The 23,436-nt window shown below is 69.7% G+C and carries 15 protein-coding genes and 2 pseudogenes; 6 read left to right on the top strand and 11 right to left on the bottom strand.

Features of this window, described 5'->3' with window-relative positions; all coding sequences use genetic code 11:
- Window positions 1-51: 51 nt before the first annotated feature.
- The 3 genes from ACZ8ZB_RS25955 to ACZ8ZB_RS25945 are packed head-to-tail and all read right to left on the bottom strand — an operon-like array spanning window position 52 to window position 5,817.
- On the bottom strand, window positions 52-4,728 hold the full coding sequence (locus ACZ8ZB_RS25955; protein WP_470740030.1) for a putative T7SS-secreted protein: 4,677 nt from the start codon (window positions 4,726-4,728) through the stop codon (window positions 52-54).
- Between the two features lie 2 nt (window positions 4,729-4,730).
- The gene (locus ACZ8ZB_RS25950) at window positions 4,731-5,405 is read right to left on the bottom strand and encodes a hypothetical protein (protein ID WP_470740029.1); all 675 of its coding nucleotides are present in this window, start codon (window positions 5,403-5,405) and stop codon (window positions 4,731-4,733) included.
- Window positions 5,395-5,817, bottom strand: coding sequence for a hypothetical protein (locus tag ACZ8ZB_RS25945; protein ID WP_470740028.1), 423 nt, complete (start codon window positions 5,815-5,817; stop codon window positions 5,395-5,397). The genes ACZ8ZB_RS25950 and ACZ8ZB_RS25945 overlap by 11 nt, the downstream gene beginning before the upstream one ends.
- Window positions 5,818-6,049: 232 nt before the next feature.
- On the opposite strand from ACZ8ZB_RS25945, the gene ACZ8ZB_RS25940 reads away from it, so the two are divergent.
- Window positions 6,050-7,669, top strand: a complete 1,620-nt coding sequence (locus ACZ8ZB_RS25940; protein WP_470740027.1) for a glycoside hydrolase family 43 protein — start codon at window positions 6,050-6,052, stop codon at window positions 7,667-7,669.
- A gap of 47 nt (window positions 7,670-7,716) precedes the next feature.
- Here ACZ8ZB_RS25940 and ACZ8ZB_RS25935 read toward each other — a convergent pair whose 3' ends face one another.
- Both ACZ8ZB_RS25935 and ACZ8ZB_RS25930 read right to left on the bottom strand, forming a co-directional pair.
- Entirely contained in the window at window positions 7,717-8,949 is a 1,233-nt protein-coding gene (locus tag ACZ8ZB_RS25935) for an MFS transporter (RefSeq protein ID WP_470740026.1), read from the bottom strand.
- A gap of 154 nt (window positions 8,950-9,103) precedes the next feature.
- Entirely contained in the window at window positions 9,104-10,531 is a 1,428-nt protein-coding gene (locus tag ACZ8ZB_RS25930; RefSeq protein ID WP_470740025.1) for a non-reducing end alpha-L-arabinofuranosidase family hydrolase, read from the bottom strand.
- Window positions 10,532-11,326: 795 nt separating this feature from the next.
- On the opposite strand from ACZ8ZB_RS25930, the gene ACZ8ZB_RS25925 reads away from it, so the two are divergent.
- Window positions 11,327-13,171 carry a thiamine pyrophosphate-requiring protein gene (locus ACZ8ZB_RS25925; RefSeq protein WP_470740024.1) on the top strand — a complete coding sequence of 615 codons (1,845 nt, stop codon included), beginning with the start codon at window positions 11,327-11,329 and terminating at the stop codon, window positions 13,169-13,171.
- Window positions 13,172-13,237: 66 nt separating this feature from the next.
- On the opposite strand, the gene ACZ8ZB_RS25920 is transcribed toward ACZ8ZB_RS25925, so the two are convergent.
- From ACZ8ZB_RS25920 to ACZ8ZB_RS25910, 3 genes are read right to left on the bottom strand one after another with little or no spacing between them, the layout of a single operon-like run.
- Window positions 13,238-13,936: a hypothetical protein gene (locus ACZ8ZB_RS25920; protein ID WP_470740023.1), complete on the bottom strand. Its 699-nt coding sequence runs from the start codon at window positions 13,934-13,936 to the stop codon at window positions 13,238-13,240.
- A gap of 29 nt (window positions 13,937-13,965) precedes the next feature.
- Complete coding sequence (locus tag ACZ8ZB_RS25915; RefSeq protein WP_470740022.1) at window positions 13,966-16,323, bottom strand: hypothetical protein; 2,358 nt, start codon at window positions 16,321-16,323, stop codon at window positions 13,966-13,968.
- 20 nt (window positions 16,324-16,343) lie between these two features.
- On the bottom strand, window positions 16,344-16,772 hold the full coding sequence (locus ACZ8ZB_RS25910) for a hypothetical protein (protein WP_470741581.1): 429 nt from the start codon (window positions 16,770-16,772) through the stop codon (window positions 16,344-16,346).
- Between the two features lie 339 nt (window positions 16,773-17,111).
- On the opposite strand from ACZ8ZB_RS25910, the gene ACZ8ZB_RS25905 reads away from it, so the two are divergent.
- The gene (locus tag ACZ8ZB_RS25905; RefSeq protein ID WP_470740021.1) at window positions 17,112-18,104 is read left to right on the top strand and encodes an ISAs1 family transposase; all 993 of its coding nucleotides are present in this window, start codon (window positions 17,112-17,114) and stop codon (window positions 18,102-18,104) included.
- Window positions 18,105-18,143: 39 nt separating this feature from the next.
- Window positions 18,144-18,269: a hypothetical protein gene (locus ACZ8ZB_RS25900; RefSeq protein ID WP_470740020.1), complete on the top strand. Its 126-nt coding sequence runs from the start codon at window positions 18,144-18,146 to the stop codon at window positions 18,267-18,269.
- A gap of 944 nt (window positions 18,270-19,213) precedes the next feature.
- Here ACZ8ZB_RS25900 and ACZ8ZB_RS25895 read toward each other — a convergent pair.
- Together ACZ8ZB_RS25895 and ACZ8ZB_RS25890 are read right to left on the bottom strand one after the other, a co-directional pair.
- Window positions 19,214-19,363: pseudogene (locus ACZ8ZB_RS25895) on the bottom strand (IS5/IS1182 family transposase); the annotation flags it as partial.
- A 19-nt stretch (window positions 19,364-19,382) separates the two neighbouring features.
- Window positions 19,383-19,826, bottom strand: a complete 444-nt coding sequence (locus tag ACZ8ZB_RS25890) for a hypothetical protein (RefSeq protein WP_470740019.1) — start codon at window positions 19,824-19,826, stop codon at window positions 19,383-19,385.
- Between the two features lie 320 nt (window positions 19,827-20,146).
- Between ACZ8ZB_RS25890 and ACZ8ZB_RS25885 the strand changes: the two are divergent.
- Window positions 20,147-20,569: pseudogene (locus tag ACZ8ZB_RS25885) on the top strand (transposase family protein); the annotation flags it as partial.
- Here the strand turns inward: ACZ8ZB_RS25885 and ACZ8ZB_RS25880 are convergent.
- Window positions 20,550-20,795: a transposase family protein gene (locus ACZ8ZB_RS25880; RefSeq protein WP_470740018.1), complete on the bottom strand. Its 246-nt coding sequence runs from the start codon at window positions 20,793-20,795 to the stop codon at window positions 20,550-20,552. The pseudogene ACZ8ZB_RS25885 and the gene ACZ8ZB_RS25880 sit on opposite strands and share 20 nt — an antisense overlap.
- Window positions 20,796-21,897: 1,102 nt before the next feature.
- Here ACZ8ZB_RS25880 and ACZ8ZB_RS25875 point away from each other — a divergent pair.
- Window positions 21,898-23,322, top strand: coding sequence for an endo-1,4-beta-xylanase (locus tag ACZ8ZB_RS25875; RefSeq protein WP_470740017.1), 1,425 nt, complete (start codon window positions 21,898-21,900; stop codon window positions 23,320-23,322).
- The last annotated feature ends 114 nt before the right edge of the window (window positions 23,323-23,436 follow it).

Raw genomic sequence — 23,436 nt, 5'->3', positions numbered from 1 at the left:
CCACACCGAGCACAGCCCTCGGATCGTTCGACTCTTCGCGCTCTGAACCAGTCACCACAGAAACCCTTTGTCGATAATTCCCTGAAACTGCTTGTCGCCCAGTTTCCAGGCCGACCAAAATCTACCATCGGCGTGCAGCATGACCATTTTCTGGGAAATCGGATCAATGAACCCGACTGCTGGCCCCTGATTCCTGTAGTCGAAACGGTATATTTTCGTTCCGGATGCGGTCATGTGCTCACGCATGGCTTCTTCGAAGCGCTGGAGGTTGGCCTTGTTGAGGTTTCCGGGACTGTCGAGGAAGTCTTCTGCGTGAGCATGAAACTTCTTGCTCATCACTTTTTGACTGGAGAAGTCCGCCTTGTCCGCCCAACCGCCTCGGGCGCACGGCGCGAGTCCCAGCGGGTCCGTCCAGGAATAGGGATTGTCGACGTAGGCGACGGGGTTGGGCGCGGGTCCGAGCCCGAGCGGGTCCGGAGAGGTGTAGCGGCCGGTCTCGGGATCGTAGTGGCGGAAGCAGTTGTAGTGGAGGGCGGTCTCGGGATCGTAGTACTGGCCGGGAAAACGGAGTGGGGTGTAGGCACTGCTGTCGCGGGCCCAGGCGGTGGTGCCCCACAGGGTGGCCCGTGAGCGCCATGCGATCTCGCCGGTATCGTCGATCAGTTCAGTGGGTGCGCCGATGAGGTCGGTGGCGATGGCGAAGAACCGGCGGTCGATCTCCTCCTGGCGGGCGTCGGCCGTGAGGATGCGCTCGGTCTGGGTCAGGGGGACGTCGTCCCGGTGGTCCCAGGTAAGGGCTACCGTGTGCGGGAGATCCTTTCGGTGACTGGTCTGTTCGCACAGGGTGGCGCCGTCCCAGGTGAAGCGGACCTCCTCGACGACCGTCTCGCCGTCGGAAGCGAGGCGCTGCTTGGCGGTGCGGCGGCCCAAGGGGTCGTACAGGTAGCGCCACCGCGTTCCATCGGGGGTGGTGACGGAGGTGAGGCGGTCCTCCGCATCCCATGTGTAACGCCAGGTGTCGGGTTTACGGGAAAGACGGGCTTTCTGGCGCAGGGTGACCCGGCCGAGGGCGTCGTGCTCGAAACGGACGCTTCCGGCACGGGTGACAGTGGTGCCGATGTAGGCGCGCGGTCCGATGGCCTCGCCACCGGGGTGACGGGACGGCCAGGAGGCTGACGTCTGGTTGCCCGCGGCGTCGTAGGCATAACGCTCCGTCCAGCCTTGCGCGTGGACGGCGGTGACCCGGCCTGCACGGTCGAGATCGAAGGTGCGGGTGCCCGACAGTCCGTCCGCGACGGAGGTCAGGTGGCCGTCGGCCCGGTAGCCGTAGGTACGGGTGTTGACGACCCGCGCTCCGGCGGTGATGCGCTGTTCGGCCAGCCGTCCTGCTTCGTCCCAGGCCGACACCATACTGATGGCACCCTCATAGGCGCGGACCGTTTCACGGCCGGCGGCATCGTGGGTGAAGTCGACCCGCCGGCCGCTCGTGGTCAGCCGCAGGGGAAGTCCGTCGGTTCCGTAGGAGTAGGACGTGACGTGGCCGGTGGGCGTGGTCCGGCGGACGCGCCGCCCCAGTCCGTCGTAGGAGTGCACGAGCGGGCGGCCGTCCACCAGTTCCGTCTTGACCTGCCCGCGACGGTCGTACTGGTACCGCAGTTCGCCTTCCGGGCCGACCGCCTCCAGGAGGCGCCCGGCCGGGTCGTAGGCGTAGGTCGTCACTCGCCCGTCGACGACCTTGCGGACCACCTGGCCGAGTTGGTCGTGCTCAAAGGAGATGGTCCCGCCGAGGGCGTCGGTCCGCTCGGTGAGCCGGCCCGCGGCGTCCGTGCGGTAGTTCAGAGTGCGTCCGTCGAAGTCGGTCTCGGACACGATGTTGCCGACCGCGTCGTACTCGTAGGTCCAGGTCAGACCCTGTGGGTTGGTGACCCTGGTGAGGCGCAGATCGGTGTCGTGCTCGAACGCGTAGCGGGCGCCGTCCGGGTGGACGCGGGCGGCGAGGAGGTCGAAGTGGGTGTACTCGAACCGGGTCACTGCCCCGGTCTGGTCGGTGTGGGTCAGGCAGTTGCCCTCGCCGTCGTAGGTCCATGACTCGGTGGCGCCGTCCGGGGCGGTGCGGCGGGCGAGCTGCCCGTCCGCGGTCCACTCCAGCCGGGTGACACCGCCCGTCGGGTCGGTGACGCGGACCGGGCGGCCGAGTCCGTCCCGCTCGGTGCGGGTGGTGGCGCCGGACGGGCCCGTCACCGCCACGACCAGCCCCGCCGTGTCGCACACCACCCGGGTGGTGTCCCCGAGGGCGTCGGTGACCGAGGTGAGCCGGCCGGCGTCGTCGTAGGAGGTGCGGGTGGTACGGCCGGCCGGGTCGGTGACCGTGGTCCGGTTGCCGCGTTCGTCGTACGTGTACGACGTGCGGGCGCCGTCCGGCCCCGTGACCTCCGTCGGCAGTCCGAACGGGCCGCGCTCGACGCGTACTTGGGAGCCGTCCGGACGGACGGCCGAGACCAGCCGCCCCTCCTCGTCGTACGTGAAGCCGGTGGTGGCGCCGAGCGGGTCGGTGCGGGTGAGCAGGTTGCCGCGGGTGTCGTAGGTGAACCGGGTGGTGTGGCCGAGCGCGTCGGTCGTGGCGATGACGCGGCAGCGGTGGTCGACGCGGTGGCGGGTGGTGCGGCCGTCGGCGGTGGTGAGCGTGGTGGTGCGGTGGCCGGTGGCGGGGTCGGGGTCGGTGTAGGCGAGGGTGATCTGGACGTGGCCGGCCTCGCCGCCCTCGGCGACGACGCGGTCCCGGTCGTCGTAGACGTAGTCGTAGCGGCGGCCGTTGGAGTCGATCCAGGCGGTGACGCGGCGGCGGTCGTCGTAGACGAAGGCGGTGGTGGCGCCGGAGGGCTTGGTGACGGTGGTGAGGTCGCCGTCCCGGTAGCCGTAGGCCATCAGCGGCAGGTCGGTGCCGTCCTCGCCCGCGCCGGCCAGAAAGAGGGCGGTGATCCGGCCGTCGGCGCAGGTCAGCCTCACCTGGTGCCCGGCCGAGTGGACCAGGGCCAGCGGCAGGCCGTCGTCGGCGCGGTCGACGGTGACGGTGTGGCCGTTGCGGTCGGTGAGGGACGTCAGCCAGGCGGTCCCGTCGCCGCCGGGTTCGGCGCCGGGCGGGGCGGCGAAGTGGCGGACCAGGCCGGTGTCGGGGTCGGTGAGCGTGTAGTCGCCGTCCCCGTCACGGGCCAGCAGGGTGCGGACCGGGCCGGAGTCGGGGCGGGTGGGGGCGCCGGGGACCGGGTGCGGATAGGTGATCAGGAGGCCGTCGGCGCCGGCGTGGACGACGCCGACCGGGTCGATCTCCAGGCGCTCGTCGACGGTGGAGGTCCAGGACGGGCCCAGGAAGCGGCCGGCCGTGCAGCCGGACTCGGTGCGCCGGGTGAAGACCAGCGGCAGGATGCCGGGTATCTCCACGTCGGTCTGGGGCAGGAACATGCGGCCCGAGGCGAGGTCGACGGGGTCGGTGCCGTCGGTGGTGCGGGCGTGGTCGGGGCGGTCGTGGGTGCCGTCGGGGGCGTCGTCGACCAGGTTGCGGAGCCGGGCGGCGTCGGCGGCGTCCGCGGCGATGCGCACCCCCTTGACCGCGGCGCCGCCCCCGCCGGTGGCCGCGGTCAGCGCGAGGTCGGGGACGAGCCGGCCGAAGCCCTCGTAGGGGTCCTTCATGAAGTCGCCGACCATCTGCTTGCCGGTGCCCACCGGGTCGTTGACGGCCAGCACCAGGCCGGCGGCCAGGTTGTTGAGGTTCGTGGCGTACTCGGCGGGGTGGGTGATGTTGTACGGGTCCAGCGGGTTGATCCCCCGGACGAAGTTCACCAGCCCCGCGCTGCCCTTGATGATCCCGCCGCCGACGTGGTCCCCCATGATCTGCAGTTCCTGCAGACCCTGCCCCGCCTGCTGCGCGTACGACGGCTTCTCGGGGGCCAGGTCCCGCGCCGCGCGGACGGCGCTGCGGGCGGTCTCCGCGGCCGTGTTCCGCTGCTTGCGGGCGTCGGCGAGGATCTCCTGCGCCTCCTGCATCAGCTTCTTGCCCGGGTCGTCGAAGGTCGGCGCCGGGCAGGGCGGCAGCGTGGACGGGTCGCGCTGCTCCGGGGGCTGGGCGTTGTAGCGGTCGACGGCCTTGTTGTAGGTGTCGACCTTCTTGCGGTGGGCGTCGGCGGCGTCCTCGGAGGCCTTGACCCCGTCCTTCCACTTCTCGATCGCCGTCTGCGCCCGCCCCTGCGCCCAGGTCACGGTGGAGGCGAACGACTCCAGCGCGGCGGCCGCCTTCTCGCAGGCGTCGGCGCCCTCGAACCACTTGGGCGGCTGGGTGCTCACCGCCTTGCGCAGCGCTTCGGCCGCCTTGCCCTTGAGCTGCGAGGAGTCCAGGCCCTTCAGGCCCTCGCCAGCGTCGTCGAACGCCTTCTGGAAGGAGCGGAGTCTCTCGGCGGTGGAACGGATCTTCTCCGGACTGCCGTAGACGAGCTTGGTCTTGTCCTCGGTCTGCCCGAGGTCCATCTCGTCGACCTCGGCGCCCATCCGGTTCGCGACCGAGCGCGACTGCTCGCGCACCCAGTCCGCGCCGGACTCCCAGCCGACGTCGTCCAGCCGGTCCGCGGTCCAGTTCCCCGCGCCCTCGACCCGGTCGCCGAGCCACTCGACGCCGTCCTCGACCGCGTCCTCGACCGAGTCCGGCGTGATGTCCTTGATGAAGTCGCCGATTCCCACGCTCAGTCACCCCCGCCTTCGCCCGGCCCGTCCGGTCCGCCCTGCTGCTGCGCCTGCCGGGCGCGTTCCTCGGGCGAGGGGCCGAACGTCTCGTCCAGCGCCCGGTTCCACTCCCGCTCGTCGATGCCCAGCGCCTCGTTGAGCATCTCCGACTGCCGGCCGCCCTGCCCCTCCGTGAGCAGCGTCCGGCCGGTGTCCTTCCAGGTCTGCTCCATCTCCTGGCCCGCCCGGTCCCACGACTCGGCGCTCCAGTCCGGGTCCAGGGCGTCCGGCGTGAACACCTCGCCCCAGCCCTGCCGGGTGATCTCCTCCTCGGAGGCGTGCGGATTGCCGCCCGCCACGGAGTTGACCCCCACCTTCAGCGCCCCCTCGACGTACTGGTCGTGCTCCCACTGCGTGCCGGCCGCCAGACCGAGACGGTTCGCGAGCTGGCTGGCGTCGTGCACCAGGGCGCGCACGCCCCACTCCCAGCGCTCGCAGAAGTCCTCGAAGTCGACCGACAGGCCGTGGTGCCCGGCCTCCATCCCGGTCATCGACAGCTGGGAGAAGCCCTTGCCCATCACCGAGCCGGTCGCGCCGCCCAGGTCGCCCAGCCCGTCGATGGTGGCGCCCACGCCCTTGGTGAACTTCGCGACCGACGCCCGGTCGAAGCTCAGGTCCAGCCCGTCACCGCCCATGACCGCGCTCCTCCCCGGCCGCCCCGGTGTCGACGGCGGCCCCGTCCGGAACGATCCCGGTGACCGGCGGGAAGAACATCGACCCGTCCTCGGTGGCGATGTCCACGGCGAGGCCGGCGGGCTCGCCCAGGCCCGGCACGATCTCGTCCACGATGCGCGCGCCCAGCAGCGCGGCGTACTCCACCGGCCGCTCCCCGGGCCCGTGGTGAAGCGCGAACCGGGCCAGCGCCGCCTCGTCCGTGAAGGCGCACACCCACCGCACCCCGCCCGAACGCGCGCTCCACAGGCGCCCGTCGACGGACGGGACCAGCAGGACCGTCCTGCGCATCTCGCCGACCAGCGTCCGGGGGTCCCCGACCCCCGCCCGCCGCTCGGCGATCCGCTCGGCCAACGCCGTCCTGGGCTGCTCCACGAACCCTCCCCCGTCCTGGAAGATGACTGATGAGACCGTAGGCCATGACGCACGGGACCGGGGAGACGGTTCTCCCGTGCCGTGCGGACCCGGCGCACGCGCGAACGGGCGGCCGGCACGGCGGACCTGGTCGCGACCGGTCGCCTCCACCGCTTGAACGCAAGCGCGTTCGACATTACGGTCCTTGCTCCTACCGTGCGGTCGTCCAGGGTTCGAGAGGCACACGAGGCACATGCGGCAACCGACTTCCCGGATCATCCGTAATCCGGTCCTCCCGGGTTCGCACCCGGATCCGTCCGCGCTGCGCGTGGGGGACGACTTCTACCTGGCGACCTCGACGTTCGAGTGGCACCCCGGCGTGCGGCTGCACCACTCCCGCGACCTGGTGAACTGGCGGCCGCTGGGCGGCGCCCTGGACACCACGCGTCTGCTCGACCTCACCGGCTGCCCGGACTCCGGCGGGGTGTGGGCGCCGAACCTCTCCTACGCGGACGGGCTGTTCCACCTGGTCTACAGCAACGTCTCCACCTACGCGGGAGGCTTCACCGACTGCCCCAACCACCTCACCACCGCCCCGTCGGTCCAGGGCCCCTGGTCCGATCCGGTCCTGCTGCACGCGCGGGGCTTCGACGCGTCCCTCTTCCACGACGGCCCCGACAGCTGGCTGCTGAACCTGGTCCACGACTGGCGGCCGGGGCACGGCGGCTCGGCCGGCCTGGAGGCGACCCGTTACGACCGGTCCGCGCGCCGGCTGGTCGGGGACCCGGTGCGGATCGTACTGCCGCCGCAGGCCGGCTGGATCGAGGGCCCCAACCTCTACCGGCGCGGCGACTGGTACTACCTGCTGACCGCGGACGGCGGCACGGGCTACGACCACCAGGTCACCGTCGCCCGCTCCCGCACCCTGACCGGCCCCTACGCACGCGACCCGCACGGCCCGCTGATCACCGCCCGGCACCGCCCGGACCTGCCGCTGCAGAAGGCGGGACACGGCAGCCTGATCGAGGCGGGCGGGGGCCGGTGGTACCTGGCGTACCTCGTCGCGCGGCCCCACGGCCGCCGGGGCCCGTGCGTGCTCGGCCGTGAGACCGCGCTGGCGCCCGTCACCTGGACCGACGACGGATGGCCGCGCGTCCCCACCGGCCTGCCCGCCCTGGAGGTCCCCGCTCCCGAACGGCCCGCCGGCGACGACGGGGGGACGCCCGCCGGGGCCGACGGGAGGGACGGCTTCGACGAGCCGGTGCTCGGGCCGCAGTGGTCCACACTGCGTCGCCCCGCGGCCCCCGACTGGGTCTCCCTCACGGCCCGCCCGTCCCACCTTCGGCTGCACGGCGGCCGCTCGCCGCAGAGCCTGACCGGTCCCAGCCTGGTGGGCCGCCGGGTGACGTCCGCGGACGGCGCCTTCGAGGCGACGCTGGAGTACCGGCCGCGGTCCTTCCAGCACCTGGCCGGGATCACCGCGTACTACAACACGCGCAACTGGTACTTCCTGCACGTCACGGCGGACGACGAGGGGCGGGCGGTGCTGCGGGCGGCGAGCTGCGACCGCGGCGTGCTGAGCGTGGACGAAGCCGGCGGAGTACCCCTCGGCGACATCCGCCGGCTGCGTCTCGGCTTCGACCTGCGGGGGTCCGACCTGCGTTTCCGCTACGCCACCGGAGACGACTGGCACCCCGTCGGACCGCCCCTGGACGGCACCGTCCTGTCCGACGAGCACGCCGAGGAGTTCGAGGACGGCCGGATCCGGGCCCTCGGCTTCACCGGCGCGTTCGCCGGCCTGTGGGCCTGGGACCTCACCGGGGGCGGTCTGCCCGCCGACTTCGACGAGGCGACCTGGCGCGCGCTCGGCTGACGCCGGGGGAAGGCCCTCGGGCCGACCGGCCGGGCGGCGCGGGCGCCTCAGGGCGCGTCCGCCGGCGCCTGCCGCTGTTCGGGGAGGCGGTGTGCCGGCGTCGCGGGGCGGGTGCCGACGGCCGGGGCGAGGAAGATCGCCACGGCGACGAGGACGAGGACGACGGTCATCGCGGCGCGCAGGCCGTAGTGGTCGCCGAGGAAGCCCAGACCGGGGGGACCCACGAGGAACGCGACGTAGCCGATCGTCGCGACCAGGCTCACGCGGGCCGCCGAGTCGGGTCCGGAGTCGCCGGCCGCCGAGAGGGCGAGGGGGAAGCCGAGCGAGGCGCCGAGCCCCCAGAAGAACACGGCCGCTCCGGCGACGAGTGGCACGTCGACGAAGACGACGACGGCGAGGCCGAGGGCGGCGGAGAGGGCGCTGGCGCGGACGACGGGGGCACGGCCGAAGCGGTCGATAAAGAATCCGCCGCCGAAACGGCCGATCGCCATGGCGGCGGCGAAGCCCGCGTACACGGCGGAGCCGAGGGCGGGGTCCATGCCGTGTCCGTCGACCATGAGCAGCGGCAGCCAGTCGTTGGCGGCTCCCTCGGCCAGGGCCATGGTCAGGACGATGCCGCCGATCAGCAGCAGGCGCCGGTCCTTCCACACGGCCGGCCGCCGCCCCCTCTCCCCGCTCCCGGTGTGCTCCGCGGTCTCCTGCGCTCCGCCGGTCCCGGCGGGGACGGCCCGGTAGGCGTGGGCGAAGAGGGCGGCGCAGGTGAGCGCAACGGCGGCCAGGTGCCAGGACACCGGCACGGAGGCGGCGGTGCACGCGATGCCCACGCCGGCGCCGATGACGGTGCCGAGGCTGAAGAAGCCGTGCAGCGTGGGCAGCACGGTGCGCCGGGTGAGGCGTTCGACCTCGGCGCCGTCGACGTTGACGGCGACCTCGCCGCCGCCCATGCCGGCGCCGAAGAGGAACAGGCCGGCGGTGACGGCGGGGGCCGAGGAGGTGGTGGTGCCGAGGCCGATCAGGAGCACGCTCAGCACGATCAGGGTGGTGCCGGCGCCGATGACGGACCGTGGTCCGAAGCGGGAGACCAGGGGGCCGGAACCGAGGATGCCGAGCATGGAGCCGACGGACAGCCCGAAGAGGACGAGGCCCATCTCGCCGGTGGAGGCGTCGAGCCGGTCCCGCACGTCCGGGGTGCGGGTGACCCACGAGGACATCGACAGGCCGGGTATCAGGAAGAAGACGAAGAGCGCTCTACGGCGTCGACGCACGGCGGAATCGATCATTCAGGAAGCCTCTTCCCGTGCGGAGCCGTTGTCCAGCGAGCCGGTCCGACCCGCGGTGGCCGGAGGCGGACGAGGTGGCCGGGCCCACGGCACCGGAAGCAAGAGGAACCCCGGCCACCGCGCGGCCGGGGTTCCTCGGAGCGGTGAGCGCCGGTCAGCGCCGCAGGGTGAGGACGCCCGGCCGCCACGGCAGCCGGTTGTACTCGCCGCCCGCGTTGGGGTCCTTGCCCTGGTAGAGGAGCTGGAGGTTGCAGGGGTCGATGGTCATGGTCTGGTCGGGGTTGGTGCGGATCAGGTCACCGTGGCTGATGTCGTTGGTCCAGGTGGCGCCGCTGTTGGCCTTGCCCGCGAAGGGGTTGCTCTCGGTGGCGGCCTGGGGGGTCCACGACCCGTTCAGGCTGGAGGCCGTGAAGGAGCGGAAGTAGCGCTGCTCGCTCGCGCCCCGGGCCTCGACGATCATGAGGTACTGGTTCCGGCCCTGGACCTTGTAGACCTGCGGCCCCTCGAACAGGTTCTTCACCGTGTCGCTCATGACCGTCGTGTACGACGAGCCGAAGTTGCCCGGGAAGTTCCCGATCGGCATGCTCGCGCGGTAGATCTTGCCGTTGTCACCGGCGAAGAACAGGTACATGTTCTGGCCGTCGGCGATCAGGGTCTGGTCGATCGGGCCGGTGCCGGAGTCGGGGATGCTGCCGGTGAAGAGCGGCTGCGGGGCGGACCAGCCGTTGGGGTTGGTGGGATCGCTCGACGTGCGGTAGATGAAGGGCCAGGAGCCCCACTGGTACGCCAGCACCCAGATGTTCTTGGGCGCGAAGTAGAACAGCGTGGGCGCCACCGCGGCCTGGTTCATCCCGGTCTGGCGGGCCGACGCCATGTCCGACCAGTTCGTGAAGGGGCTGAACATCATCGAGCCGTACGACGATCCTGTCACGTTCGACGCGTAGACCAGGTGCTTGCCGTTGTGCCTCGCGGTGGTGAAGTCCTTCACCGCGGCCCACCCGTTCGCCGGCTGCGCCAGCACGCCCGTGGACGTCCAGCGGTACGTCGACGGAAGGGAGCACGTGCCGTCCCCCGGCGTCCCGGTCAGACCGGTCCACTTCTGGTTGCTGCCGCCGTTGCACGTCCAGAGCTGCACCGCCGTGCCGTTGGCCGTGCCGGCGCCCGCGGCCTCCAGGCACAGCCCGGACTCCACGCCGACGACCGTGCCGTCGGAGTTCACCCGCCACTGCTGGTTGGCACCGCCGGAGCAGCCCCAGATCTGCACCCGGGTGCCGGCGGTGGTGGCGTGGCCCGGAACGTCCAGGCACTTGTTGCCGTACACGGTCAGCTGGTTGGCGTCCGTCAGCGTCCACTGCTGGTTGGTCCCGCCCCAGCAGTCGTAGAGCTGCAGGGACGTGCCGTCGGTCTGGACGCCGCCCGCCACGTCGAGACACCGGTTCGAACCGACACCGCGCAAGGCGCCGCTGCTGGCCGCCTGGGCCGGGGTGGTGGCGACGAGCATCGCCGCCAGCGCGGCCAGGGCCGCGACCACGGCGGCGAGCACCGCGGACGGATGCCTGCGGGTGGAACTTCCTCTGCGCATGGGGATTTCCTCAACCTCGGGTGAGCGGCTCCGGCCGACCTGGTCAGAGGTCGTCCGGACGGTCGGTTTCGGCTTTCGGGCTCCTCGCGGTCTTCCGGGGAGGGCCGGTGGCGACCGGCGGAGCGCGACGACGGGAGATGATTGTTGCGTTCATGACATATACGTGTGCGACACCGCCTTTGCGTCGTGGCGTTCCGGTGGGTGCGACCGGAGGCGCCTTGCCGTGCGAGTGGAGCCGCTCGAGCACGTTCGTGATGTCGAACAAGGGTCGAAGTGTCGAGCATCCTGAATGATAGGGACCCGGTGAACGGCGTCAATACTTCTCGCACGAATCGCGGAGGAGAGCGAAAAATTCGCAGAGCCTCCAGGCGGAGCCACGCAGTCCACCCATCGGACGACGAGGACGGATGACCATGCGCGTGGGAGCGGATGCGGTTTCACGGACGGTGGCGACACGGTCGGCCACGTTCTCGGCATCCATGACACTCCGACTTTCCGAACGACGCCCGAAACTTCGAACCCGCTTCAGGCGATCCCGGGCCGGCCTCACCGGGGAGCGGCGTTCCGCTCTTTCCGTACGAGGTGTCCTCGGTCGGACAGCCGCGGGAGCCGAGGAGGGAGAAGTCCCTCCCGTCGAGGACCCACTCGGTCGGACACCGTGGCGCGTGGCCTCGCGGGCGTTGCCGGGGGGCGACGTTTCCCGCATGCCCGCACGGTTACCCATGGAGTGTCGTGCCCCACGCGTCCCGACGCCGGGGACAGCCGTTCACCAGCGGGATCGGAAGGGGAGCCTGCATGGCCAGCACGAAGGTGTCCGACTACGTCCTCCGACGGCTGCGCGAGTGGGACGTCGACCATGTCTTCGCCTACGCGGGTGACGGCATCAACGGGCTGCTGGCCGCCTGGGGGCGCGCGGACAACAAGCCGAAGTTCGTCCAGGCCCGGCACGAGGAGATGTCCGCCTTCCAGGCCGTCGGCTACGCCAAGTTCTCCGGCAAGGCGGGCGTGTGCGCGGCCACCTCAGGACCGGGCGCCATCCACCTGCTGAACGGGCTCTACGACGCCAAGCTCGACCACGTTCCGGTCGTGGCGCTGGTCGGACAGACCGACCGCAGCGCCATGGGCGGCTCCTACCAGCAGGAAGTGGACCTGGCCGGCCTGTACAAGGACGTCGCCTCGGACTTCTGCGAGACGGTCATGGTGCCCGAGCAGCTGCCGAACCTGATCGACCGGGCCTTCCGCACCGCCTACGCCAGGCGGACCGTCACCGCGATCATCCTCCCCGCCGACGTGCAGGAGCTGGACTACAGCCCGCCCACCCACGCCTTCAAGATGGTGCCCTCCAGCCTCGGACTGGGACGGTACGCGCCGGTCCCGGCCGACGAGGACGTCCAGCGGGCCGCCGACGTGCTGAACGCCGGCGAGAAGGTGGCCGTGCTGATCGGGCAGGGAGCCCGCGGCGCCCGCGAGGAGGTCGAACGGCTGGCGGACGTGCTCGGCGCCGGCGTGGCCAAGGCCCTGCTCGGCAAGGACGCCCTGCCCGACGACCTGCCCTACGTCACCGGCTCCATCGGACTGCTGGGCACCCGCCCCTCCTACGAGCTGATGCGGGAGTGCGACACCCTGCTGATGATCGGCTCCAGTTTCCCCTACACGCAGTTCATGCCGGAGCTGGACCAGGCGCGGGCCGTGCAGATCGACATCGACCCGCACATGATCGGCCTGCGGTACCCCAACGAGGTCAACCTCGTCGGCGACGCCCGCGAGACGCTGCGGCGGCTGCTGCCGCGCCTGCACCGCAAGACGGACCGGACCTGGCGGGAGAAGGTCGAGAAGGACGTCGCCCGCTGGTGGGAGGTCATGCAGCGGCGCGCCGCCGTCAGCGCCGATCCCGTCAACCCCGAGTACGTCGTCCACGCCCTGGACGGCAAGCTGCCCGACGACGCGATCCTCGCCGCCGACTCCGGCTCGGCCGCCAACTGGTACGCCCGCCACCTGCGGCTGCGCGGCCGGATGCGCGGCTCCCTGTCCGGCACCCTGGCGACGATGGGCCCCGGCGTGCCGTACGCCATCGGGGCGAAGTTCGCCCACCCCGAGCGGCCCGCCATCGCCCTCGTCGGGGACGGCGCCATGCAGATGAACGGCATGATGGAGCTGGTCACCGCCGCGAAGTACTACCGCGAGTGGTCCGACCCGCGGCTGATCGTGGCCGTGCTGAACAACGGCGACCTCAACCAGGTCACCTGGGAGATGCGGGCCATGTCCGGCGCCCCGCAGTTCGAGGAGTCGCAAGCCGTCCCCGACCTGCCGTACGCGGACATCGCGCAGCGCATCGGCCTGGACGGCGTCCGGGTGGAGAAGCCCGAGCACGTCGAGTCCGCCTGGGACCGGGCCCTCGCCGCCGACCGGCCCTTCGTCATCGACTTCCGCACCGACCCGGCCGTCCCTCCCATCCCGCCGCACGCCTCGCTGGACCAGATCGAGGCCGCGGCCACCGCGATCCTCAAGGGGGACAGCGACCGCGGCTCCATGGTGAAGCAGGGGCTCAAGGCCAAGGTCCAGGAGATGCTGCCGGGCGGCCGGCACCGCGACGACCGCCCCGGCGCCGGGCCGCACGACAGCACCGGAGGGAACAAGTGACCCGGGCGGCGCCTTCTCCGGAAGGAAGCGCCGCCCGGTCGTGGTCGTCCCCGCGTACGCCGACGGCTACGCGGGATCCAGCACGGGCTTCGCGGGGAGCCCGCCGTTCCCCTCACAGCGCAGTTCCTTGGCCATGGCCAGCGAGACGGAGTGTGCCACGGTCGCATAGGCGTCCTTCAACGCCTCGACGTCGCCCTCGGGCTCCGTCGGCGTCATCCAGCGCTCCACGCCGATGACGATGTGGGCCGCTTCCGACGAGCCGGCCAACTTGTCGCTCATGCATGCGAAGAAGACGTACGCCTTGTCCGCCGCCGCCACGGCCAGCTCCCCCATCTTCAGCACGGTGAACTCCGGGGCCGAGGGGCCCGTCGGGGCGCTGTCCTCCAGATCCCAGGTGATTCTGAGATCGAAACCCGGCGTGCCGATGGGCGTGTAAACACGGCAGACGTCCCCGCCATACACATTGGGGGCCAAAAACCCGTTGGCAAGGTTCGTCGCGGCCTGCGCGACGGTGTACCTCTCTGCCGACGCCTCGAACCGCGACGCCCCCGTGATCACCTTCAGTGCCCTGGACGCGTCGGCGGACATGGCCTTGCCACCGCAGAGTTGTGTCCCCGCAACGACCTTGTAGTCCTTCGGAGTCTTCGGAGTTTCGTCTACCTCTCCGTCCCCTCCACAACTGGTGGCCCCGAGGAGCAACGAGCCGGCCATGACTGCGGCGAGAAGTCCTCCGCGTATCGACCTGGGATTGACCACTGTCCGCATCCTTATGTGTCCTTGGTCGTCCACCGGCCTCAGCCGGTCTCTGGGCCGTTGCCCTGCTGTCTCGCCCGGTCGTTGCCGACCCCGTAACCGATCAACATCGATTCTCGTAGGTCCTGCTTGAACAGGTGGTTCCCACTTGCACCGTGATGCTCCAGGAACTCCTTCATCGGGGCCTCGGCCATGCTCTCACCGGCGGAGTAGATCTCCCTCTTCTGCACGTTGGTGAGGTCCTCCATCTTCTCCTTGTGCTCGTCCACCGACTTGTCCGAGATGTCGCCGACCACCTGGCCGATGAGCTGCTCCGCAAGGCCACTGGCGGTGTCGGTCGCCAGCGGGACGAGCACCGCGGCCGTGCCCACGGCCGCGGTCGCGGGCAGGAAGGCGACGCCCGCCGCGATGCCCGCCGTGGCCCCGAACTCGATCCAGCCCGCCCGCTTGGCGACCGCCTTCGCGTAATCCTCGTGGGTCTTGAGGTTCGTCGCCTCCACCTGATCGGCCCGGGACTGGTCGAGCATGCCCTGCACCTCGGCGCCCACGCGCACGGTCGCCCTGGCCCTGGCCTCGACCTCCTCGGTGATCCTTCCGTCCGGGCCCACCGACCCTTCCAGCACGCTGCGGGTGTAGACCTGCTCCGCGGCCGAGACCGTCGCGTAGGCGTCCGGATGCTGGCCGAGGGTGCTGAGGAAGCCCCGGACGACGCTCCGCCCGTTCCCGTCCACGGTGTCCGCGAAGTCGATGTGCCCGTCCGGGTTCCTGCCCGGCGCGAACACGCTGTCCGGGTCGTTCTTGGCCAGCGCCCAGTTGATGTCGTCGATGTAGCCGGCGCCCATGACGCCCAGGCTGTCCGCCATCGCCTCGTGGCGCTCCTTGAGCAGGCCCGGGTCCGCGGCGTACTTCTCCATGACCTGCTGCATGACCGCGGCGTTGTCCGCGTCCCGCACCACATGGGCGTCCGGGTGCCCGGCGGGGTAGCCGAGGGTCGCCGCCTCCAGGGCGCGGCCGAGGGCGTCGGGCATGTGGTCGAGCGCCCCCTTGAGCTCCTTCGGGTCGGTCGAGTTGACGTCACCGAAGGACTCCCACTTCTCGTTGGTGAAGAAGTCGAGGTAGTTGTCGATCGCCTCGCCGTCCTTGTCCTCGCCGAGGTCGGCCGTGACGCCGTGGTCGACCGTACCGTCCTCGTTGTACGCGGTCGGGGGGTCGGCGAAGAACTTCTTCGCCGCTTCCGGGCTGTTGCCGAGCGCCTCCAGCATGGCGACGGCCGGGTCGTAGCCGGCGCCGTTCACCCCGGAGGGGTTGTAGGGGTTCTTGACCCAGCCGTTCACCATCTTGGTCTCGGCGAACAGGCCCGGTTTCCTCGCGTGCAGTTGCGCCACGTGCTCGGCGATCGGGTTGAGGAACTTCGCGTCGTAGTTCCCGTACCGCATGATTCCGCCGAGCAGCTGGTACCCGAACGGCCCGCCGGGACTGTGCGGGGACAGCGCGATGTGCTCCGTACCCAACTTGCGCAGCTCCGGGCCCCACTTGTCGGTGAACTGCTTGTCGTGGGAGGCGGTGGCCAGGTTGAGGCCGAGGTTCTTCTGAAGGTCCTGGACGTCCTTCAGGCGCTCCGCGTCGACCTTGCCGTACTCCTGCGTGTCCGTGGCGAGCTGGCCGAAGAACGCGAGCGACTTCTCGGGGCCGAGCTTCTCGTAGAAGTTCCTGGCGAACTCCGTCGACGAACTGTTGTCCTTGAGCAGCTCGTTGAGCCGCTGAAGGTCCTTGTGCGTGAGGTCCTGCCCCTTGGCCGCCAGGGCGGCGGCACGGGCGGCCTCCTCCTGGTCCAGCTTCGTGTACGTCGGAGCGCTGAAGTCCTTGCGGCCGGTGACGTTGGCCTCGAGGGTGTTCTTGAGGGCGAGGTCGGTGTCGTTGCAGTTGTCGACGATGAGGTCGATCCTCTTCTGCCACGACTCGATGTTCTTCTTCTCCTCCTGGAGGAACTCGGTGTAGTCGGGGGCGTGCCGCGCCGCCTGGTTCCGGGACAACGGGTTCCGCGCCGTGACCTTGCCCCTGCCGTCCACGCGGATGCCGGCCGCGGGCCCCTCGTGGTCCCGGATGTCGACCAGGTCGTCCTTGGCCTTCTTGATGGCCGCGTAGCCCTCTTCCAGGATCCGCTTCACTCCCCTGGCCTCGGCCGCGGCGTCCGCGAACTCCTTGGCCGTCTTGCCGATGAACGCCTTGGTGACCCCTGCGTTCACGCCCTCCCAGGCCGCTTTGTCCGCCTTGGTCTTCATCCCGTCGGCGGCGTCGGTGGCGAGTCTGTCCAGCTTCCCCGCCATCTCCGACCAGTCGTCGACGGCGTCCTTCAGCTTCGCCAACGGGGCGTCGATGATGTCCTCGTACTTCAGCATGCCGCGCGCTCCCCCGAGCCCTATTTCATGTACTCCGTGAGCACGGATAACCGCGTCAGATCTCCCTCGACCTTCGCCTCGTCCTGGGCGTGCCGGGCCTTGCTGTAATCGAGGTGATTCGAAATCTGCGCGCAGGCGTCCAGCAGCGTCCTCAGGTGGGTCTGCCAGAAGTCGTGCACCTTCAGCACGGCCGAACCGCTCACGAAGTTCCCGTTGGTCAGCGCCGTCGCCGCGTCGAACGTGGAGGAACGGGCGATGTCGCCCTCCTTCGTCAGCCGACCCAGCAGGTCGTACGCGTCATTGCCGATGGCGCCGAGGTCGTCCCTATGGACCACCAGGTCTTTTCCGCCACCACCTCCGCCACTTTCGGCCGGAATGCCGTTGATCCGCATGGCAGCCCGTTCGGCCGCCGCCGCGTGCAGTTCGGCCCATTCTTGCTCGAACGTCACGAATTCCCCCCAGTCCGTCCGGGCGGGCCACTCCACCGCACCCGCGCGGCCACCGGCCCGATCACCTGCCTCTTGTATCACCATCCGCTTTTGAGTATCCGGTAGTTGGCTCTCCGAGGCTTGAATGACAACGATCGAATTCCAGCAGGGTCACACCCGGGGTCATCGAGAAGTGCCGAGGTGGGTGGTTCGCCCGCTGAATACCGGAAGTGACGTCTTGTTGGCTTCTGCCCGGTGGGCGACCCTGGACGCAGAACAGACATGGCCGCTGGTGATCATGTGGGTGTCGAGTCCGTATGAGCACCGAGCGGGTCCATGCCTGCGCACCCGTCTTCCCGCATGCCCTCATGTCTCCGGCAACTGGGGGACGCCTCCGGCCAAGCCCTGCTGGAGACAGCCGCCGACCTGCGGAGTCATCTGGCCGTAGTGCCCGACCCGCGGGCCCGTCGCGGCATCCGTCACCCATGGACGGCCCTGCTCACCGCCGCGGCCGCCGCCGTTGTGGCCGGCGCCGCCTCGATCACGGCGATCGGCGAGTGGATCGCCGACGCACCGCAGAGCGTCCTGGGCTTGCTCGGCTTCCGCCCCGACCCGCTGACGGGCCGGATCCGCCCGCCCCATGCCACGACCATCCGACTCGTCCTGGCCGCCGCGGACGGCGACGCCCCTGATCGCGCCATCGGCGACTTCCTCTGCGAACGCAAGGCCCCCGCACCGGGACGGAAGGTCATCGCCGTCGACGGCAAGACACTCCGTGGCTCCCGCCCCGCCGGCCGGACGGCCACCGCCGTGATCGCCGCCATGACACACAGCGGACAGGTCCTCGCGCAACGACAGGCCGACAGCAAGAACAACGAGATCCCGGCCTTCGCCCCGCTCCTGGACGACATCGACCTGACCGACGCCGTCATCACCACCGACGCCCTGCACACCCAGCACGACCACGCCACCTACCTGCACAAACGCGGGGCTCGCTATCTGGCCGTCGTCAAGCGCAACCATCCCCAGCTCCATGAGCGGGTCCGCCGCCTGCCCTGGCGGGACATCCGCCTGGACCACATCGAGCGCACCCGGGCCCATCACCGCGACGAGATCCGCCGATTGAATACCGCCGCGTTCGCCCACATCGACCACCCGCACGCCCGCCAGGCCCTCCAAGTCGTGCGCTGGAGACGGGACCTGGGAACCGGCAAGCTGACCATCGAGCGGATCTATCTGGTCACGAGCCTGCCGCCCGGCACGGCCACCGGCAGCGAACTCGCCGCCTGGATCCGCGGCCACTGGCACATCGAGAACCAGCTCCACCACGTCCGCGACCGCATCTTCCACTAGGACGCCTCCAAGATCCGCACCCGTCACCTGCCCCGTGTCATGGCCGGCCTGCGCAGCCTCGCCATCGGCGTCCACCGCCAGGACGGCCACACCAACATCGCCGCCGCCCTCCGCCACACCGCCCGAAACCACCTGCGGCCCCTCACCGCCCTCGGCCTGGCCTGACGAACCCAGACACAAGACCACTACTCAAAGACCCTGACGCTCCATCCCGGCGAGAACGCCCCCGGCCCTCAACGCCTGGCGGGCTCCGCCGCATATTCTGCACTCGGCCGATGAAGACGGAGTACTTTGGCCGGAAATCCTGTGTTACGTATCGCCAGAGCTAATTAAAATGCTTTCACATTGGCGCCGCAAGCCAAAGTAGCCCGGTTTACCTATCAAGGAGGGAATTTGAGATCTCTTGCGATCCGTAGCAGCATCGTGGCCGCCGCAGCTGTGGTGGGGGTTGCCATCGCGGCCAGCCCTGCGACGGCAGCTGGATCAAGTGCTACATGCATCCAGAATTACTGTACGACCGTAGCAACTGGATTCCCCGGCGGCACCATATCTGTCGATGCGGACGTTCACGGCAGCGGAAATTCTCGCTGGCAGCTTTGGGGGCCCAACGGCTACTACTGCTCGAATATTTTCGAGGCGTCGGCTCCTCCCCAGTCATGGGTCTGTTTCAATGCACCTGCTGGCACCTATAGCGCCGGGGTCACAGGGCCGAATGGACCCTCGAATATCGGCATACGTTGGTGAATGCCGATTCGCGCGCTGATGGCAGAGGTTTGCCGCTGACGCTGCGCGGAGTGGGCGTCACCTTCGAAGGCGTGCCCTCCCCTGCTGCGCGCCTGTGAGTTAGAGCGGGCTCCAGCTGGAAGAGCCGCCGTGATCACCGAGGGTGACAGATAGTCGCGGTCGAGTGTCACGTAACCGGCAATCCTAGCGTCACGCTGGTCTGCGAGGCTTCGAAACAGGGGAGCGAGGACCGTTCTCGGAGTACCCGCCGATCAACGCGACACGGGATCCCGTACGACTACGCTCTGCGAGGCGAGAATCGGTGCCATTGAATCCCGACTGGTGTCGGTCAGCCAGCCCGGAGGATGGATTCGTTTGACGGGCCCCCTCCAAGGCAAGCCAGTACGGTATTCCAATGCGATGTCTACCAGGGCGCGACGGTGATTGGCCCACCGGCGACTGCGGACCGGATCGGCCCACATTAGCGGCTTGATCCGGTCCCGCATCGTATCGACGTTCACTAATCGGAGGGATATATGAAGAACTACTAGGTGTTTACCACCAGTCTGTGCACAGCGGGGGCCCAGAGGGTGCCAGTGCCGCACAGGCGCGGAACTTCCAGGAGGACGAGCTGCTCGTGTTCTTGGCGGCGCTGGTTTTCGGGGTGTCTTGAGCTCCGACCACGAAGGGGCCGCACTGCAGCCAGCTGGAACCACCGTTGGTGGTCCAGTCCATCCACACCTTGTCGCCGGGGAGAGTCCAGCCGTCGATCTTGGCCCAGCCTCGCTGTACACCACCGATCGTGGCGTACTGGACGCTGATCCTGGTGCCGCCGCCTATCGTGCGTGCGATCCCAACCGCACCGCTGAGGTTGTCGGGGATGTCGACGAAGCCGTTCGCGCCGCGTTCACAGTCGGCGGGACTTGCCTGCGCGGATCCGGTGGCACCAACAACCATCATGCCCGCCGCGATCAACACCCCGGCGACCGTTGTGGACATGGTCCGTGCGATTCTGCGCATCAGTTCCCCTACTGCTATGTGTGTCTGTTTTCGGCACGCAACAGTCTGCGCGTGACAACGGTGAGACAGCAGTGCACTTTTGGACGATTCATGGGAGTGACCGATTCCGATGCATCTGCTCATGCGGACACTGGGCGAACAGGACGTGGTCAAGCCAAGACCTGGAACTGCTGCGCAAGCTGTAGAGAGGCGCACCACCTGCAGCACCAGCCCGGTTCAGGCCAATCTCGCCATCCATCCGGCCTGCTCAGCCTAAGGGGTGTCCCGTAACTGCTGGTCACAGGTGAGATGATCTTGCCGTGCCTGGTGTGATCACGGCGTCGGAGCCCTCCTGGATAGCCCCGTTCACCGGGCTGAGCCCGCGCCAGTTCAGCAGGCTGATCACCGCGCTCCGGCGCGAGGGTGCGGATCCGGTGCGCAAGGGCCGGCCCTGGAGCCTGCCGCTGGAGGACCGGGTCCTGCTGGTCGCCGCGTACTGGCGCACGAACCTCACCCTGCGCCAACTGGCCCCGCTGTTCGGGGTGTCCAAGTCGACGGCCGACCGCATCATCGACCACCTCGGACCCGCGCTCGCGCTCCAGCAGCGCAAGCGGTTCCGCAAGGACACCGTGCTCATCGTGGACGGAACCCTGGTCCCCACCCGCGACCACACCGTCGCCGAGCAGTCCAAGAACTACCGGTACTCCACCAACCACCAGGTCGTCATCGACGCCGACCCCCGGGGACGCTCTGCGGTGCGTCGGCGATCCACTCGCCGATCGCCGTGATCGAGGCGGCGCCGGCCACAACGGCGGCGGCCGCGGCGGTGAGCAGGGCCGTCCATGGGTGACGGATGCCGCGACGGGCCCGCGGGTCGGGCACTACGGCCAGATGACTCCGCAGGTCGGCGGCTGTCTCCAGCAGGGCTTGGCCGGAGGCGTCCCCCAGTTGCCGGAGACATGAGGGCATGCGGGAAGACGGGTGCGCAGGCATGGACCCGCTCGGTGCTCATACGGACTCGACACCCACATGATCACCAGCGGCCATGTCTGTTCTGCGTCCAGGGTCGCCCACCGGGCAGAAGCCAACAAGACGTCACTTCCGGTATTCAGCGGGCGAACCACCCACCTCGGCACTTCTCAATGACCCCGGGGTCACACCCCGTGGAGCCGGCCTCCCGCCCTCCCGAAGGTGGTGGACGCCGCCCCGGAGACGACCACTCACGATCCGTCGACCTCCTCACACGATCCGCCGGACGGCCCCCGGTCCGGCGGGATCACACAGGGAGTCGGCGACCGGCTCCAGTACCCTCGCACGCGTCGCCAGTGAAATCGAAACATTCGCCTTGACCTATGCGCGAAATGTCGCATACCGCACCGACAAATGCCCCAGTCGCACCATACTCGGCACGGAGCCGGGACGGTTCAGCGCAACCCGAACACCAAAGGCGTTCACGTCGGCACCGCAGCGCCGCGGCGGCCGATCCGCCCACAAACCGTCCCCTTCCCTTCGCACTTGACAGGCTGCCGCGTCGCACGTCCACCCCGGCCCCACGGCATCCGCCGACGACGGCACCGGAGACTCGCCCCCGGCCCATCAAGGCTTCGAAAGTTTCGGAACGGAAACAGAAACTTTTTCCGCAGGAAGTATTGACGATGCATCGTCAACGCCTCAATCATTCCTGTCTGAGAAACCGTTCGCGGATCGACATCTCGAACCGCATCGGCCCTGGGCGCCCGTGCCGCACGGCAGGCCCCCGCACGACCGCACCACAGATCCACGTACCGAAGCACCCGCGCCACCCCGTTCCGTCCCGGTGAGGTCCGCACCAGCGCGTCCTGGCTCTTCACGCAGTGGGAGAGGTACGCGACGCCGCGTGAGGACCCCCGGCTGAGCCGCGATGGAGTACCCCGTGCCCGTGTCGAAGATCGTCCCACCCCCCTGACCGCGGTGTCCGGTGATCCTGTACCGCCCGGGCTCCGGCCCGCCCCGTCCGTCTGCCGCTGGGAAGCGGACGACTCGATCCCCCGCCCCTCAGTCCTTCCGTGATGTCCACCTTGGAGGCACATCCATGGGCTCTCATGCCCTTCCCGGAGCCGCCGTCCGGCACAAGCTCCGCGTTCTGCTGCCGACGCTGCTCGTCGGCGCCCTCGGTACGGTCGGCGCACTGGCCGCGCCGCCCGCCCAGGCCGCCGAGAGCACGCTCGGCGCCGCGGCGGCCCAGAGCGGCCGCTACTTCGGCGTCGCCATCGCCTCGGGCAAGCTGGGCGACTCGACCTACACGTCGATCGCGAACCGCGAGTTCAACTCGGTGACGGCCGAGAACGAGATGAAGATCGACGCCACCGAACCGCAGCGGGGCCAGTTCAACTTCAGCGCCGCCGACCGCGTCTACAACTGGGCGGTGCAGAACGGCAAGCAGGTGCGCGGCCACACCCTGGCCTGGCACTCCCAGCAGCCCGGCTGGATGCAGAACCTCAGCGGCAGCCAGCTGCGCCAGGCCATGATCGGCCACATCAACGGCGTGATGGCCCACTACAAGGGCAAGATCGCCCAGTGGGACGTCGTGAACGAGGCCTTCGCCGACGGCAGTTCGGGGGCGCGGCGGGACTCCAACCTGCAGCGCACCGGCAACGACTGGATCGAGGTCGCCTTCCGCACCGCGCGCGCCGCCGACCCGTCCGCCAAGCTCTGCTACAACGACTACAACGTCGAGAACTGGACCTGGGCCAAGACCCAGGCCATGTACAACATGGTGCGGGACTTCAAGCAGCGCGGCGTGCCGATCGACTGCGTCGGCTTCCAGGCGCACTTCAACAGCGGCAGCCCCTACCACAGCAACTTCCGCACCACCCTGCAGAACTTCGCCGCCCTCGGCGTCGACGTGGCCGTCACCGAACTCGACATCCAGGGCGCCTCGCCCACGACCTACGCCAACGTGGTCAACGACTGCCTGGCCGTCTCCCGCTGCCTCGGCGTCACCGTCTGGGGCGTGCGCGACATGGACTCCTGGCGATCGGGGGACACGCCGCTGCTGTTCAACAACGACGGCAGCAAGAAGCCCGCGTACACCGCCGTCCTCAACGCGCTCAACGGCGGCGACACCTCGGAGCCCCCCACGGACGGCACCAGGCTCAAGGGCGTCGCCTCGGGCCGCTGCCTGGACGTGCCCAACGCCAGTACGAGCGACGGCACCCAGCTCCAGCTGTGGGACTGCCACAGCAACAGCAACCAGCAGTGGACGCACACCGACGCCGGTGAGCTCAGGGTCTACGGCAACAAGTGCCTGGACGCCGCCGGCACCGGCAACGGCGCCAAGGTCCAGATCTACAGCTGCTGGGGCGGCGACAACCAGAAGTGGCGCCTCAACTCCGACGGAACCGTCGTCGGCGTCCAGTCCGGCCTCTGCCTCGACGCCGCCGGGTCCGCCAACGGCGCCCCGATCCAGCTCTACTCCTGCTCGAACGGCGGCAACCAGCGCTGGACCCGCGCCTGACAAGGCCCGCCACGCAGAGACCGCCGATGCCCGCGAGGGCCGCCGCCGTCACGGTGGCGGCCCTCGCCGTCGGCATGCTCGCCGCGGTGCGTCCGGCGCCCGCCGAGGCGGCGA

Source organism: Streptomyces sp. 12E (assembly GCF_055633275.1).
This window is presented reverse-complemented; position numbering and strand designations above follow the sequence as displayed.